Below are 17,465 nucleotides of genomic sequence, written 5' to 3'. Positions count from 1 at the left end.
AAGCCACATAGCTGGCTTATCCGTTTTTTCTTCTTTTTAAGGGACTGAAAAGATAGGCTGTTTTACGAAAAGTGGCATTTTTTTATGAAGAGTCAAAAAAAGTTGATCATCACAGGTTTCCGTTAATATACGAACCATTTTAGAGGAGGTACGATGATCCTAGTGAAAGGGGGAACAATTTGTAAGCGATTTCATATCTTCGAGATTTGGCAGGAGATAAGCTATGTTTGAAGAAGGGGATGATTGGATTGTCGAGGAGCTCGAAGACAAGGCTTGCTTTAGGTATGATTCTCATTTTACTTACCAGTTTGTTTGATTTAACACCTTTTGTTAACTCGAACGTTGCAAAAGCAGCATCGAGTTGGCCGTCTGCTGTCTTAACAGGGCTGAATACGCCATTCGCACCAGAGGATCGACTTGTGACAACGCAGAACCCGCCCGATTTTCGTTGGCCTTCGGTGCCGGGAGCGGATCAATACGACCTCCAAGTGAGTCAAACCCCTACAGTAACCAATGTTGTTTACGAAAACGATGCACTTGATGTGAACTACTATAATTTTCCTCACCTATTTGAAACAGGGACTTGGTATTGGCGTGTTCGATATCATACGCCATCTGGAGGATGGTCGGATTGGAGTCAGATTCGCAGATTCCGAATTGATGCGGATTACGTTCCTTTTATCGTACCGTCAGTCGATACGCTATTAAGTCAAGTCGGCAGCCAACATCCACGCATTTGGACCAAACCAGAGACGCTTGAATCGTTTAGAAGCATAGCTCAAACGTCGGGGAAAGCTTTCTATGAAGCCAAGCTAGCCTGGGCTCTAACCAATGTAAGTACGGCTTTGCCCAAGGAACCGACTACTGTCGATCGTGCCTATTCCGACAGTGTCGTCAATGAAATGATGGATATGGCTTTTGTCTATCTCATTTCGAACAATGAAACAGTGGGGAAAAGAGCGATAGATCGTTTGAAAGATATTGCCAAGTGGAATACGTCAGGGGTAACGAGTTATGCCTCTCACGATCAAATTCACCGCTATATTACGTATAAATCAGCTATGGCCTACGATTGGCTCTACGGCCTCATGAATCAAGACGATCGCAATAAAGTTAAAGCCATGGTGCTCACTCGAACGAAAACGATGGTTGACGCTCTGACGACTCAGCATCCGATTCCCAAAAATCCATTCGACTCCCATGGGTGGACAGCATACGGGTACATAGGGATCATTGCAACGGCTATGCTTCACGATTTGGATGATGCCGAGTCTTGGTTCCGCTCTGTTGTTCCTTCCTATATGAATTTAATGCCGCCTTGGGGAGGCGAAAATGGGGGATGGGCCCAGGGAACAGGCTACTGGCAGTGGTCCTCTCTATTTGGCAAAGAATTTATGGATGTCCTTCTTGCTGCCACAGGCTTTAATTTGTATGAGAAAGCCTATTCGCGCAACGAAGGTTTATATCCACTATATGCGTTTCCAAAAGGCAGCCCGAAAGGTATTTTCGGTGATGGCAGTGAAGATTCGCCTGGTGGTCCAAACGTGTCCAACTACAATCGTTTAGCGCAAATGTATAAGGACCCTCATCTAAAATGGGCGGCTCAAGCCGTCGGAACCGGTATGTATCCTGACTTAAGCAACTATTTTTACGGTGCGCCTGACGTACATGCTAAACCGCCGGTAGATATGCCGGATTCCCGTTGGTTTCAGGATATTGGGCTAGTCGCGATGCATGAGAAGCTCTATGATCCAGACAGCGTTTCCCTCTATTTTAAATCAAGCCCATTTGGAAGTTTTAATCACAGTCATGCTGATCAAAATAGCTTTATAATCAACGCATTTGGAGAACCTCTTGCTATTGAGAGCGGATTCTATGATGACTATGACACCGATCACGATAAATATTATGCTAAGCAGACGTTGGCATCTAACGCAATTACGGTTGATGGGAAGTACGGTCAGCCTGTGAATAGTATCGATGCGGATGGCAAAGTAGTGGGCTTCGTGACTCATCCCGACTTTGATGCGGTCAGCGGGGATGCATCCGTCGCATACGCCACTGCGTTGTCCAAAGCTGATCGATCCATTATTTACATCAGACCGAATATGTTCGTCGTGATTGATAACCTCCAATCCAAGAAAGCGGAGGGGAATGAGTTTGAATGGCGCCTTCATGCCGAAGACGATCTGACCCTTGATGCGGATCAAGCGGGAGCGACCATTTTGAAAGGCGAAGCAGCACTGAAAGTCCGGTTCCACGCACCGCAGCAATTGCGCACGGAATACGAGGAACAGTTCCTTGGCATTGGCGGAATGGAGCTTCAGCCGACAAAAGCCTTCAGTGGAGAACAGCAAAAACATGCTGCATTCATCACGCCGAAAACAGTGAAGGCGACGTTTGTCTCGACGTTAGAAGCGTACAAGAGGGATTCAGCTCCTCAGAACGTTATATCCGAAAACCATGGCGATTATTTGAAACTCACTTTCGCAGACGGCACCATTGTCTATGTCCGGATGACGGACACAGCAGGGGAAATCGTTGCGGGTCAGATTCGTTTTAATGGAAGCGCTATTGCGGTAAAAGACAATTCCATCTTACTCATCGACGGGACGAAGGTCGTCAAGGACGGCATCACGTTAATCGAAAGTGATCAGAAAGCCACGATTGCCTATGGACGTGATCGACTGTCCGTTTCAAGTCTATCCGATACCCAAGTGCGCATTCATGCACCAGGGATCAATAAATTAGTTAATGGCAGCAATGGGAAAGAGATTCCTCGCGGAGGTTCTGCCCCAGAAGCGAGAGCGCTGCGCGGCGTCTACTGGGATTCGGATGGGAACGACCTTCTTGTTCACGCAGAGAGCGGTCAGCGAGACTTTAAACTGAATCAAGCTCCAGTGCCAAGTCCGCTTCCGGACGTATCGCTGCCTGTGATTATCGACGGCGTGTCCAGTACAGTAACCCTGCAAGCGTATAGCGATACGTTAGGAGCGCCTGTTGCATGGGGTAATCTGTCCAATTCACCTGGTTTATATGTGGTGGAAGAAGCGCCAAGCGCCCTGTTTTTTGAGCAACATGGACGACGTGAAAGCATATACCTCGAAGCCAACGCCGCAGTCATTTTAGAAGGTAATCCTGGACTCCTAAGGTTAAGGAAGGTTCAAACCAATGCGCCTGCCGTTGCTGAGTTGTGGACGGATCCGGATTCGAAGCGAAATACGCTATATATGCAGTCGTTGGAAGCCGAATCATTTGCAGCCTCGGGTGGGAAGAGTTTTAGTAAATATGCGAATAGGCCATTTCTTTCTGGCGGCATCGGCTTAGGGGCATGGGAACAGCCAGGACAATGGGCGAAGTGGACGATTCAAGTGCCTAGGTCCGGCAAATATGATCTCGTCATGAAATATGTGGCATGGGATCCTCCTGCGGGTAAGGTGACGGGTCGGTTGGCCATGATCGGCAACAAGCCCTACTATTTGGAGGCGCCGACGACGTATGATGCTACGGGAACGCCCGACTGGGGAAGAACGCCTGAGGTTTGGAAAGGGCTTCGCGTCAAAACCGGTCAGCAGCTGGAAGCTGGACCAGTCGATGTCACGATGTGGCTAACGGGTGGTCCTATGAACCTGGACTGGATTGCCTTGATGGAGAATCAGTCAGATGAAGTGCGACCAACCGCACCAAGTCATCTTCAAATCACCGCTCAAACGGATACGACTGCGACCTTAAGTTGGACGCCATCGACCGATAATGTAGGGGTTAAGGCATATAACCTTTATGTAAATGGGGTCCAGAAGAAGGTTATTCCTAGTGGCACCACATCAGAAACCATCACAGACTTGACACCGGCTACATCGTATACGATTACCCTAACTTCAACGGATACAAGTGATAATCGATCCTTAACGAGTGCGCCCTTGGTATTTGCGACATCGGATACGAATGCGCCTGACTGGGGAAGCTCGAGTACGCTAAAAGCAGAGCATTTATTTACTTCTACTGCGAGGCTGACTTGGAGTCCGGCAACAGATAATTCGGGCAAAGTAGTTTCCTATTCTATCTATCGGGCAGACGGAACGGTTGCCGGAACAGTTGCTGGGCATCTGAATGCCTACGATGTAGACGGTCTGGTACCGGGAGCTTCTTATACGTTTCGAGTTGAAGCAGCAGATGCGCAAGGAAACCGTACAGCTAACGGTCCTAGCCTTACGATTGCCATGCCAGCAACCGCAAGCGGCGGCGAGTACTATGAGTCGTTTGACAGTAGGTCATCTGGCATTTTAGCTGCTCCAAACTGGAAGGTTGATTTGAAAAAAGATTCGACCTCGACGGTAACCGTTGAACCGTTAGTTCCTTCCAGCAGTAAGATACTGCTTGTGAAAGATTCGACGTTCCCGGCTGATAATGAATACGTAGAAGATCCAATTGTGACAAGAAGCAACTTGGCGATCAATGGAAAGGCGGTCTTCGAAACCCGGTTTATGTATAATCGGCTATGCACCGACTCCAATGATCGCATGTGTACGAATCTAGGCAACTTTGAACTCAAGCTTGGCAGTTCCGGTACGGACATTCTACGTTTCTCTGGGTTCTCTGATGGTACTTTCGGCTATTGGAACACGCCATCCACGGCGTTCAAAATACCTAAGCCGGTAGGTTTCTTTCTCCCTCAGAATCAATGGGTTACACTGCGAGTTGACTTAGATACAGCACTTAAAAAGGTTGACCTATCCGTACAAATGGATGCATTAAAAGGCTATACCGGCATTGTTGATGATTATGGTACTTTAAATCGGACAACAGGTGTTTATCAAGTGAAAGGGATTCCTTTTTATACGGATCCGGTCAAAGAGGGAATCGATTCCTTCCGTTTCAGCGCTAATCGCTTTACGGGCAAATACGCGTTCGACTATGTGACGCTGTATCAACAAGATGCACCGGATCAAACTGCACCGGTGACGACCGCGAGCTTATCGCCTTTACAGCCAGATGGACCGAACGGCACTTACACGAGTCCAGTTACGGTTACACTTACCGGCACTGATGACGCATCAGGCGTGGCCAAATCCGAATATAGCTTGGATAACGGGGTAACCTGGCGGACTTATACATCTCCCGTTACATTTGACAAGCAAGGCGCCTATACTTGGCTCTATAAATCAACCGACAAAGCAGGGAATATCGAATCCGTTAAACAGCTTAATTTTGCTCTTGCAGCAACTACTGTCAAGGTTCTGCTAAAAGATAGCACAGGCAACCCGCTCAGCGGAGGTGTCGTCTCTTATTATGATGGTGACTGGAAGCCATTTGGCATCACAGATGCTTCAGGCTCAGTTAGCCAATCGCTGCCTGACAAATCTTATGCGTTCGCCATTTCGTACGAGGGCACCCGTTTGCAGCTTTCCCAACACACGGGAAGTGATGCGCTTGTCCAGTTCCGAACGGTGAACGTCAAGCTGCTCTTTCAAGACAGCCAAGGCAATCGGCTAAGTGGGGGGGAAGCCAGCTATTATGCAGACGGTTGGCGGACATTCGGAACTTCGGCAAACGGTGAAGTTAGCAAGGAACTGTTGCCCGGTATGTATTCCTACGCGATGTCCTACGAAGGAACACGCTTGCAATTGCAGCAGAATACGGCCGAGAGTCCTGTTGTTCTTTTTCAGACCGTGAATACCAGGCTGATCCTCAAAGATAGCCAAGGCAATCCGCTTGGTGGAGGAAGTGCAAGCTACTATGCCGATGGCTGGCGAACAGTCGGAGCCGTCGTCTACGGGGAAGTCAGCAAGGAACTGCTGCCTGGAACCTATAGCTTTGCGGTGTCCTACGAAGGAACTCGCATGCAAAAGCAGCAGAATACGACCGATGATCCAGCCATTCAATTCCAGACAGCGAATGTCGTGGTACAGTTGAAAGATGCGCAAGGAAATCCGATTAATGGCGAAGTTTCTTATTATGCAGACGGCTGGCGGACATTTGGAACGAGTATTCTGGGGGAAGTGAAGAAAGAGCTATTGCCCGGTACTTATACAATTACCGCTATAGCCAACTGGGTTAGGAAGGAGCGATTAGCTGACACAACTGGGAATCCGATTATTGTTATTCAGTGGTAAATACGTCTAATCATTAGCCCTGTTAGGAATAGATTCGCCGGTGCGAGCCGGCGGATCTTCCATTTGCACATAGCATCTTAGTTCCTACAGAATCTCTTTGACCAATGGAAGAATAGTCGTACGATTCGGCGATGCTTGTCCATTTTTTAACGAAGGGATTGATAACATTGATAGGTTCTCATAAAAAAACACGGAAACTGCTTTTGTTAGTTATTTTTGTCCTTGCTAGTTTTCTCCCCACTTGGCTGATTGGCTCACCTTCCATTGCCCATGCTGCAGCCGCATGGCCCTCCGATAAAGGTTTGGCTGTGAAGTTTAGCCCGGCCAATTTGCAGGTAACGAGTCAGAATCCACCCGATTTTCGTTGGCCGGCTGTCTCCGGTGTAGTCAATTACCATCTGCAGGTTAGCGCCGACGCTGGAATGACGACAGTTGCTTTCCAGAACCCTGGCCTCTCTGTAAACTATTACAATTTCCCTGATGAATTTACGTCCGGAACCTGGTATTGGCGAGTGAAGTACCAGACGCAGACCGGCGATTGGTCGGAATGGAGTACGATACGGAAATTCCGAATCGAGACAGCTAACGTCGAGTTTTCAGTACCTCCCGTTACGGAGCTCCTAAGTTTAGTTGGTACTGCGCATCCGAGAGTGTGGACTAAACAAGAGACTTTGCTCTCATTTCAAGATCTAGCTAACACAACCGGTAAAGTCTTCTATGATGCAAAAGTCATTTCCGTTGCAGGTTTATCCTCAACCGCACCGGATGCACCTACTTTAGGGCAAACCGGCCTGAAAGACTACACGTATAAAGTAGTCGATCAAATGCTCGATGCGGCTTTCGTTTACCTCATTGGCCAGGGCACGAATGCCGGTACAGATGCTGGTGCCAAAGCAAAAACACGCTTGCTCGATATTGCAAGTTGGAGCACTGCGGATAACGGACCGACGGGGTATACCACGAACGATCAGGTACACCGTTATATTGCCTATAGGTCCGCAATCGCTTACGACTGGCTTCAAGGCTATTTATCAAACGAGGAAAAAGCTACTGTTAAAAATATGATAAAAGCGCGTGCCTCAACGCTAATGACGAAGCTCGCTGCGATTCCAAGCTTGCCATATGATTCCCACGGCTGGACATCATTCGGGTACCTTGGGATTATTTCGGTGGCGATGCTGCATGATCTCCCAGAGGCAGAGACTTGGTTCAGATTCATAGTGCCCGCCTATATCAACATGATGCCGCCATGGGGCGGAGAGCAGGGTGGATGGGGACAGGGAACCGGCTATTGGCAATGGTCTTCCATGTTTGGCAGGGAGTTTATGGATGTTCTTTTATCTGCAACCGGCTTTGATCTTTACAAAAAAGCGTATTCTCGCAACGAAGGTTTGTATCCCCTCTACGCATGGCCAAAAGGGAGTCCTGGCGGGATTTTCGGTGACGGTACGCAAGAAACCCCATACGGCCCAACTGTCTCCGCTTATACGCGGTTAGCTCAAATGAATAGTGATCCTCATTTGCAATGGGCTGCTCAAACGGTTGGAACGGGGATGTACCCTGATTTAAACAACTATTTCTATGGGGATGCAACTGTCCCTGTAAAGCCGCCGATCGATCTGCCGGATTCCAAGTGGTTTCAGGACATTGGCCTTGTGGCCATGCATTCCAAACTTTCCGATCCAGATGCGGTTTCGCTCTATTTCCGATCCAGTCCCTTTGGCAGTTATAATCATAGCCATGCTGACCAGAACAGCTTCGTACTAAATGCCTTCGGAGAACCACTTGCGATTGAGAGCGGATACTACGATGATTACGGCACCCTCCACGACAAAAACTACTCAAAACAAACCTTTTCCTCCAATGCAATTACGATAGATGGTAAATACGGACAGAAAATTAACGAAATGGATGCAGCCGGGAAAGTGACCGGGTTCGTTACACATCCCGATTTTGATGCGGTTAGTGGTGATGCGACGGATGCTTATAATCGAAATGTCAACGTGATGTCCAAAGCAGGACGCAGTATCATCTATGTTAGACCCAATCAATTCGTTGTTATTGATCAACTACAGTCGGCGAAGTCAGGCGGTAACGAATTTGCTTGGCGGCTCCATGCGGAAGACGATCTGCAGATTGACGGCAATAACGGAGCGACGATTTTAAAAGGGGAAGCAGCGCTCAAGGTTCAATTCCACACCCCGCAAACGTTACGAACGGAGTTCGAGGACCGTTTCCTTGATTGGAGTGGAAAAGAAGTGCTGCCAACCAAGGTATATGGCGATGGGCAGCAGAAGCATGCAGCGTTCATTGCGCCGAAAGCAGAGCAAACGACGTTCGTCGCGACGATGGCAGCGTATAAACGGGATGTCGGCGCCCCTCAGAACGTGGTTTCGGAAACCTATCCCACTTACACCAAATTAAGCTTTGCGGACGGCACCATCGTCTATGTACGCATAGCGCAAGCAACGGGAGAAGTGAATGTCGGCAGCTACCTGTTCGATGGTACAGCTATTGCGGTTAAAGGAAACTCGATCCTGCTCGTCGATGGAAAGAAGGTCGTCAAGAAAAGTGTAAACGGGGGAAGTGACGTCACGCTTATTGATAGCGAACAGACAGCTACCGTGGTATATGGGCAGAATCGCCTTTCCGTATCAAGTCTTTCGCCAGAATCGCAAGTAGCCATCCACACAGCAGGTCTCGCTGTCACCACGCTGCAAGATGTAAATACCGGTGAAGTGCTTCCAACTGGCGGCACACAAACTGTGAATATGGCCAATCGCGGCGTCCATTGGATACAGACCGGGAGCATACTGAATATCCGCGTTGAGAAAGGACAGCGGGATTTCATCATTAATCCGGTTCAACCTGGTACGCCTGCTAACGTTACGCTCGATACACTCATTGACGGAGTTGCTAATCAAGTCGTGCTCGAGACAGCAACAGACTTGTCTGGAGCAACCGTGGCTTGGGGGAAATTGAGCAATGCCGCAGGGTTGTATAAGGTCGAAGAAATCCCATCTGGCTTACTATTCGATCAGCATGGACGTTTGCCAAGCGTCTACCTGGAAGCCAATGCAGCGGTCATCTTGCAAGGTACAGCCAGTAGGTTAAAACTAAAGAAAATTGGACCAACTACACCTACAAATACCGAACAGTGGAGCAATCCTGACTTGAATAAACAGAATTTGTACTTCTCTGCACAGGAAGCAGAGACCTACAGTACATCTGGCGGCAAGAATCTCGGAAAACTGACTCAAACATTCTTATCTGGTGGAGCTGGGATCGAGAAATGGGATACGGCAGGGCAATGGGTGAAATGGACGATTCAGGTACCGAGAGCTGGGAACTATGATCTTCTCCTGAAATATACCGCAGAATGGACGGGGCCGACGGGGGCGCAAGCGGGGCGATTGGCTACGGTTGGAGATCAATCCTACTATTTTGCGGCACCGAAGACGAGTGGGGACGGAAGCAGCTCCTCCCACTGGCAGGGGCTCCGCGTGAAAACCGGACAACAGCTGTCAGCTGGTCCCGTGGATGTGATGATGTGGCATGCCAGCGGTAAGATGAATCTGGATTGGGTCGGACTAATCGAAGTCAAATCAGATGAGGATCGACCTTCCAAACCGAGTCAGCTGCAAGCGGTCTCCCAGTCGGGAGGTACAGTAGCAACTGTCAGCTGGATGCCATCGACGGATAATGCCCCGAGTGGAGTGAGCACGTATACGCTCTATGTAAATGGCGTGAAAAACCAGATCGTGCCAAACAATCCAAGTACAGTACCCATGACTGCGACAATATCGGGACTTACGCCTGGAGCAACGTACACGATTACTGCGAATGCGGTAGATACGAGCGGCAATGTTTCGTTAGAGAGCGATCCACTCCCTTTTACGACGGTTGATTCGATTGCGCCGGCATGGGGCTCTACTTCCTCTTTGTGGATGGATCACCTCTTTCCGACGACAGCGAGCTTAAAATGGAACCCGGCATCTGATGATTCCAGCAACGTAGCGACATACAGTATTGCCGTCAAAGGAGAGGCGGAAGCCGATTTTCATATCGCAGGAACGGTTACAGGACAATTTACCGCGTATGACCTCTTAAATCTTACACCTGGCGCCACTTACACGGTCAAGGTACAGGCAGCAGATGCGCAGGGAAATGTGTCTGTCGACGGACCGATAGCACGGATCCGAATACCAGATGTTACGACAACCACCGGCGCGTATTATGACGATTTCGATCACTTAGGTGTAGGTACAACACCTTCCAGTCCATGGACAATCACGACGAATAACGGAGCGTCAGTCACGATCCAGCCTACGCCGGATACGGGCTCGGGGAATGTTCTGAAAGTAACTGATATCTCTAGTAGCAGTTCCACAACCGATGCTTTCCTCCTAAGAGCAAATACGGGTTTAAGTGGGGAAGTCTCGTTCCAAACTCGCTTCATGTATAAGAAACAGAGCAATGATAATGGCAATTTCGAGCTAAAACTTGGAGATAACACGAAAGATGTCATCAGATTCGTCTATTTTTCTGACGGAACCTTAGGTTACTTTAAAGATGGTTCCACCAATGTCAGGATTCCCAAAGTATTCACGAATATGAAGCTGCCGTTAGATCAATGGGTGACACTACGCTTCGATATTAACACGAACACAGATCGGTATTCGATTAGTTTGCAATCTGATGATTTTAAGGGATATATACCTTCACCGGATGATACAGGCACCGTGGATTCGGTAAATGGGATTTATCGTGTGAATGACCTTCCTTTCTATAATAATGCAAATGCTTCCGTCATTGAGAAGTTTGTGTTTTTCGTGCAAGCCAATACAGGGAATTACCTATTTGATTATGTGACCCTGCATCCAACTTCAAGCGATACGACAGCGCCTGTATGGGAAACGACGGACACAGTAAGAGCCGTCAAGCTATTTTCCAATGCAGCAAGACTGGAGTGGGATCAGGCATCGGACAATTCCGGGTATGTATCAACCTATCATATCTATCAGAAAGAGGCTTCGCAAACGAACTTCGTCCGAATTGCGACGGTTTCCGGTGATGTGTATCGCTATGACGTAACCAATTTGCATCCGGGGAACTATACATTTCAGGTTCGAGCCTCAGATTGGAAAGGGAATGAATCGCTCATAGGCCCACAAAAGGACGTCATTTTGCATAGTGCAAGTGCTAGCGGTGCTTACTATGAAGCGTTTGACGATCGGAGTATCGGTAATCTGACAACAGGTGGTAATTGGGATGTGTATAACGCCTCCGCTGAGACATCGGTTCAAATCGTTCCTTCGCCGGATGCCAGTGGGAACGCACTATGGGTCAAAGATTACCTCAGTTTATCGGCAGATGACTACACAGCTAGTCCACGTATCACGAGAACAAACGCAGGGTTAGGCGGAAAAGTCACATTTGAAACACGATTCATGTATAAAAAGAAGGATAATTTGTTCGGCAACTTTGAGCTTAGGTTGTACGGATCTGGAACGGAAGCCGTTAGGTTCACCTATTACTCGGATGGAACCTTCGGATATTGGAATGGGACGACCAGCTATAAGATTCCAAAAGCATCCGATTATAAGCTGCCAAACGATCAATGGATCACACTTCGGATCGAGATGGATACAGCCCTGAAAACCTATACGCTTGTCATGCAGGCAGATGCATTCAAGGGTTATATCCCAAGTTCGCAGGATACAGGTACGGTAAATCCGGTAACGGGAGAATACACCGTGAGCAACGTCCATTTCTCGACGAATACGGTTATACCCTCGATCGATACGTTTCGATTTACCACGCAGCGATATAAGAGTGAGTATCTGTTCGATTATATAGCCATGTATCCTTAATGTCTGGAAATTACGTTCATGGAGGTGTATAAGCTTTTTTGCAGAAGATGGTATTATTATTAGAAAAGCGGAAAGTAGTTGCAACTTGTTCGGTTCTGCTGATTTACCTCATGTGAAATGTTCCCTTATGATGACGATATCAGCAAGGAGTCAGCGATAGTAAGCGCATTCAATGCTGCTAGTTTAAAGACTAACGAAAAGGGATGGTGCATGTAACTTGATACCAAAGAGAAATGTAAAAAGAGGCGCACTTGCTGTTACGATGATGACCGCGTTATTAACTGGCTGTACAGGTCAGCAAAGTCCTGCTGAATCCTCAAGTGCCGCTCCAAATCCAAGCGCATCTGCCAGCGCAACCGCACAAGCCAAATTGCCGGAACCTGCAACACTTCGATTGTTAACTGAACTATCTCCCGCATGGCCGGTCAAAAAAGATTGGGCCGTATGGAAATGGGTAAAGGAACGGACTAATATTACGATTAATCAAGAAACGCAAACGGGACCGGAGTCCTTAGCACTTGCCATCGCTTCAGGCGATATGCCGGATCTGATGTCCGTATTCCCGCCGGATGCTCAGAAGTATGGTCCGCAAGGCGCATTCCTTGATCTCTCCAAGCATCTGGACAAAATGCCGAATTTGAAATCTTTCCTAGCATCCAGACCAGAAGTCTCCCAACGCATCACGTCTCCTGGTGGAGAAATGTACCATGTTCTTAATGATGGGATGGGGGCGGGTAATCAGCTCGTTTATTTTTATCGGGATGATATTTTCAAGAAACAAAACCTACAGGAGCCGAAAACCTGGGATGAACTATATGAGACAGCTAAAAAGCTCAAAGCGCAGTACCCAGACAGCTACCCGTTCGTTTTCCGGCATGGCATTAATACGTTAAAATATTTCGGACCTTCGTTTGGCGTTTACCCGGGATTCTTTGAAGATAAAGCAACCGGGAAAATCAAGTACGGGGCAACCGATCCTGGATTCAAAAAAATGGTGGAATACTTGAATAAGTTTTATAAGGAAGGGTTAACGCCACCGGATTGGCTTTCCATGGACTATAAGGCGTGGACGCAGTTTATTGCCACGAACAAATCGTTCATGACCCTTCAGTTTATTGGTCAAATCGAGATCATGAACGACCAGCTTCAGAATGGGGCGCATCTCAAATTCATGGCTCCACCCGTTGGATTCGGCAGCAAGGGTTACATTCCAAAAGCAGATCTAGAAGAATTTGGCTTTGCCGTTTCCTCGAAGACGAAGAACTTGGACGCTGTGCTGCGTTATCTTGATTTTATTTACTCGAAAGATGGGAAGGATCTCCTTAGCTGGGGGAAAGAAGGGGAATCTTACACCGTTGAGAACGGGAAGCGCAAGTTTTTGCCACAATTCAAAACGCCTAACGATCTGCGCAAAGAGTTGGGTCTAATGACCACAGGCGCGTATGGTGTCGTCGATTTTGAGTCGTCGAAGTCGCTCAGCAACGAAAATGAAAGGTATTCCTTCGATGAAGCTGCAAAATATCATTTCCCTGTGATCAATGCTTTACCTCCGCTTACCAGCGAAGAGAAAAGCTCGATCTCGGTGATCGAGGACCAACTGAATAAATACTACGAGTCTTCCGTAGCCAAATTTATTATGGGTGAAACACCAATAACGGAGTGGGATAAATTCATTGCCGAGCTTAATAAAATAGGTGCGCAAAAGCTCATTGACACGTATCAAATTGGTCTGGATCGATTGAAAAAGAACACCAAATAACGTTGAGGTGTTTAATATCTATTGCTGCAATAATGCTAAGGCTGAATGTCAGCTAGCCTGACTTCGGCCTTCGCGCTTCAGGAAGGAGACTTGTCGTTGAAACCATCCATCTTCAGGCATATGAGTCGAGACCGGACTTTTTTACTATTGTTGGCCCCCGTACTGGTGTATTATATCTTGTTTAAATATGTCCCTATGTTCGGTATTGTCATATCCTTCATGGACTACAATTTGTTTAAGGGAATCGCTGGAAGCGAGTGGGTTGGACTTAAGTATTACAAGCTGTTTCTTGAGAATCGGGATGCTTTGATCATCATTAAGAACACCGTTCTCTTAGGGGGCTATAAGCTTTTATTCGGATTTCCCGCACCTATTATTCTCGCCCTCATGCTAAATGAACTGCGTGGGAAGCATTATAAGCGATTCGTTCAATCGGTGAGTTATTTGCCTTATTTTTTATCTACAGTTGTTGTATCTAGTATTATCGTCATGTTGTTGTCACCAAGTTCTGGTTGGGTCAGCCACATGCTGCAAGGATTCGGCATCCCACCGATCAGTTTTTTGCAGGAATCCGAATGGTTTCGTACCATCTATGTGACCTCGGAAATATGGCAGCAGGTGGGTTGGGGTTCTATTATTTTCCTGGCAGCTATCACGACCATTGATCCTCAGCAGTATGAAGCGGCGAGAATGGATGGGGCGGGAAGGTTCAAGCAGATATGGCATGTGACGCTGCCTGGGATGTCGACAACGATCGTCATTATGTTTATTTTACAAATCGGGCAAGTGCTCGAAATCGGCTTTGAGAAGGTGTTTCTGTTATCCAACGCAGCTACGTATGATACATCAGACATTATCTCCACATACGTCTATCGGATTGGTATTTTGCAGGGAGGCTTCAGCTATGGGACGGCTATTGATTTATTTATGGGTATCATTGGATTCATACTTGTCTACGCAAGCAATAAACTCAGCCGCAGATTCGGAGAAACTAGCCTATGGTAAGGGAGTGACACAGTATGCTCAAGCGTAAAAGTCTTTTTGATATGGCCAACATTCTGCTGCTGGGAATCTTTGCTTGTACCATGCTGTTTCCCTTCGTCCACATGGCAGCAGTTTCTATAAGCTCCGCTGAAAGCGTGACTACGAATCAAATTAGCCTATGGCCAAAAGGCATCAACTTTGACGCCTACACCGCCGTTCTACGTGACGAGCGCATCCTTATCGGCTACAAAAATACACTCATTTATGTCGTGCTGGGAACCACACTTTCGCTGATCTTCACGACGATGGGAGCATATTCTTTATCAAGAAGGAATCTTGTTTTTGGCAAAGCATTCATGCTAATGATTGTTTTTACCATGTTGTTTTCCGGTGGCTTAATTCCCACGTATCTTGTTGTCCGCAATTACGGGTTACTGGATACCATCTGGGCTATGGTGCTTCCCGGTTTGGTGTCTTCCTGGTATTTGATTATTATGCGAACATTCTTTCAAGGCATTCCAAAGGAACTGGAGGAGTCTGGAAAAATAGATGGACTATCCGATCTTGGCATCTTAATCCATGTCGTTTTGCCGCTTTCTAAACCAGTTATCATGACAATCTCGTTATTCTATGCCGTACAAATTTGGGGGAATTTCTTCTATGCTCTAATCTTTATTAGGAATGCTGATCTGTTTCCACTGCAAGTGACCATTCGAAATATTGTACTCGTCGGTCAAATGACGGATACGACCGTAAGTTCGGCGATCGGCAATAAGCAAGTCGTGCTGGAGTCACTCAAGTATGCCGTTATTTTGGTGGGTACATTGCCCATTCTGCTCGTCTATCCGTTTATTCAAAAGCATTTTGTCAAAGGCGCCATGATGGGGTCAGTCAAAGGGTGAGGGGGAAGGAAAGAGGATGCAAATCCCGTTCTGGAAGAGTCAATTATCGGAGATTGAAGCTATTGTACACAGTGTGAAGAAGGGAACTACGAGCGTGCTTACGGAATCAGCAGGAGGAAGAAGCATTTATGCCGTCGCATACGGTGAGAAGGAGAGTTTTAACCGCAAAGCGAATTACAATTCAGCCTGCGGAGCAGGAAATCCTAGGCATTACGCGGATAAAACCAAGGGGAACAAGCCTGTGTTATTGCTGATCGGAGGCGTTCACGGAGGAGAGCTAGAAGGGATAGTAGCTGTCATGAACCTCATTCAACTCCTTGAAACTGGAACCGATTTCAGAGGCAAACGACATGATTACATTTTAGAAAATGCACCTAAATTCCGGTTGCTTCTTATTCCGTGTATGAATCCAGATGGACGAGACCGCTTGCCGATCGATTCACTCATCGAAGTGCCATTTGAGCAGTCTGTGTATTACATGCAAGGAACGTGGAAAGACGGTTCGCTCTGTGGGTGGCCGGACTGCAAGGCTGTGCATCCGATTAAAGAGGCATCGGATGTTCTCGGTTCTTATTTTAACGATGATGGTGTGAATTTGATGCATGACAATTTCTTTGCCCCGATGGCGCAGGAAACCCGTGCGCTGCTAGAGCTCGCGGATGGGGAAGTGCCGGATCTGACCGTGCAGCTGCATGGGGGCGCGAATAACGCCAATCACTTTGTGGAGATTCATTATTTGCCCTATGTAGTCATGCAGAGGCAACAAGCGTTTAATCAGCAGCTTGGTGCTGCTTTTGCCAAACAGGGGTTACCTTTTGTTGAACGAAATCAATTAGTGGTCGACAAGGGGATCGCTCATCCTTCGTTCAATCTGACATCTGCCATCCATCATGTCTGCGGAGGTATGAGCATGACCTTTGAATCAAACATGGGGCTTGCGGCTCCAGGCGTGAAACTAACACCAGATGAGATTCTAGACAGTCACTTCGTCTTGTTTGAGGAAATGCTTAGGTCTCAACAAAACGTCTAGTAGTTGTACCCGGTATGACGAAAAACCCACCGTATTTGAATCTGCGGTGGGTTTTTGATTGCTAGAGACGAAGGATTACTGCTGCAAAGCGGTACCTTACGAAGGATACACAATGATCGTATGGTACATGGTTTTACCATTTGCAGTATTTCGGTACGTATGCGCTTGATCGGCTGAGAAATGAATAGCATCTCCCACCGTCAACTGAAAAGTTTCTTGATGAAACGTCACTTCAAGACTACCCTGCATCATCAGGATGTATTCTTCAACGCCTTCATTGTGAGGTTCCGATGCATGGCTGCAGTCGAGATCCATCTCGACCGTATATATTTCGAATTGCTTCTTCTGGTCAAAAGGAATGAGTGGAAACGCTCGATAATGGCCGTCTTCTTCCATTAAGGGCTCTGTGTCCGAGAAGCGAAAATGCGTTACCTTCGGCTCTTCATCTTCAATCAACGATGTAAAAGAAATATGAAGGCCATTCACGATCTTCCAAAGGATCGAGATGGTCGGATTCGAATCTCCGCGTTCGATTTGTCCCAACATGGCTTTACTCACACCGGTTAGCTCTGCCACCTGATCTAAGCTGAGCGACCTCGCTTTACGAATCGCTTGCAGGCTTTTTCCGATTTTCTTATGAATCTGTTCTTGCTCTTGTTCCACTAATGGTTCCTCCTGCCTACCTAACGAAAACGGTCGATTTACTATTCCTCATTATAAACCAACCCTACCGATTGGCAAACGACTCATAGAAAATTTTTAATTCATAGGCAAATATCCTATATACAATATAACGCACATGTG

At 47.2% G+C, this 17,465-nt stretch carries 7 protein-coding genes; 6 read left to right on the top strand and 1 reads right to left on the bottom strand.

Annotation, left to right across the window (positions count from 1 at the left end; all coding sequences use genetic code 11):
- Positions 1-227 precede the first annotated feature (227 nt).
- From HQN88_RS04250 to HQN88_RS04225, 6 genes are all read left to right on the top strand, one after another.
- A complete protein-coding gene (locus HQN88_RS04250) occupies positions 228-6,113 on the top strand; it encodes a DUF4962 domain-containing protein (protein WP_173109000.1) in 5,886 nt (1,961 codons plus the stop codon).
- Between the two features lie 203 nt (positions 6,114-6,316).
- Positions 6,317-11,986 carry a DUF4962 domain-containing protein gene (locus HQN88_RS04245; RefSeq protein WP_173108999.1) on the top strand — a complete coding sequence of 1,890 codons (5,670 nt, stop codon included), beginning with the start codon at positions 6,317-6,319 and terminating at the stop codon, positions 11,984-11,986.
- 217 nt (positions 11,987-12,203) lie between these two features.
- Positions 12,204-13,745 (top strand): extracellular solute-binding protein, encoded by a 1,542-nt coding sequence (locus HQN88_RS04240; protein ID WP_173108998.1) that lies wholly within the window; start codon positions 12,204-12,206, stop codon positions 13,743-13,745.
- 120 nt (positions 13,746-13,865) lie between these two features.
- A complete protein-coding gene (locus HQN88_RS04235; protein WP_246320071.1) occupies positions 13,866-14,750 on the top strand; it encodes an ABC transporter permease in 885 nt (294 codons plus the stop codon).
- Between the two features lie 14 nt (positions 14,751-14,764).
- Positions 14,765-15,631, top strand: a complete 867-nt coding sequence (locus tag HQN88_RS04230) for a carbohydrate ABC transporter permease (protein WP_173108996.1) — start codon at positions 14,765-14,767, stop codon at positions 15,629-15,631.
- A 16-nt stretch (positions 15,632-15,647) separates the two neighbouring features.
- A complete protein-coding gene (locus tag HQN88_RS04225) occupies positions 15,648-16,661 on the top strand; it encodes a M14 family zinc carboxypeptidase (protein ID WP_173108995.1) in 1,014 nt (337 codons plus the stop codon).
- Between the two features lie 96 nt (positions 16,662-16,757).
- Here the strand turns inward: HQN88_RS04225 and HQN88_RS04220 are convergent, their stop codons facing one another.
- Entirely contained in the window at positions 16,758-17,324 is a 567-nt protein-coding gene (locus HQN88_RS04220; protein WP_173108994.1) for a helix-turn-helix domain-containing protein, read from the bottom strand.
- Positions 17,325-17,465 lie beyond the last annotated feature (141 nt).

The sequence above is a fragment of the Paenibacillus qinlingensis genome (genome assembly GCF_013204845.1).
Taxonomy (GTDB): Bacteria; Bacillota; Bacilli; order Paenibacillales; family NBRC-103111; genus Paenibacillus_E; species Paenibacillus_E qinlingensis.
This window is presented reverse-complemented; position numbering and strand designations above follow the sequence as displayed.

What these genes read in the sequence shown, in the direction of transcription:
- HQN88_RS04230 (WP_173108996.1), top strand. Translation starts at nt 14,765, where the DNA reads ATGCTCAAGCGTAAAAGTCTTTTTGATATGGCCAACATTCTGCTGCTG.
- HQN88_RS04235 (WP_246320071.1), top strand. Translation starts at nt 13,866, where the DNA reads ATGAGTCGAGACCGGACTTTTTTACTATTGTTGGCCCCCGTACTGGTG.
- HQN88_RS04225 (WP_173108995.1), top strand. Translation starts at nt 15,648, where the DNA reads ATGCAAATCCCGTTCTGGAAGAGTCAATTATCGGAGATTGAAGCTATT.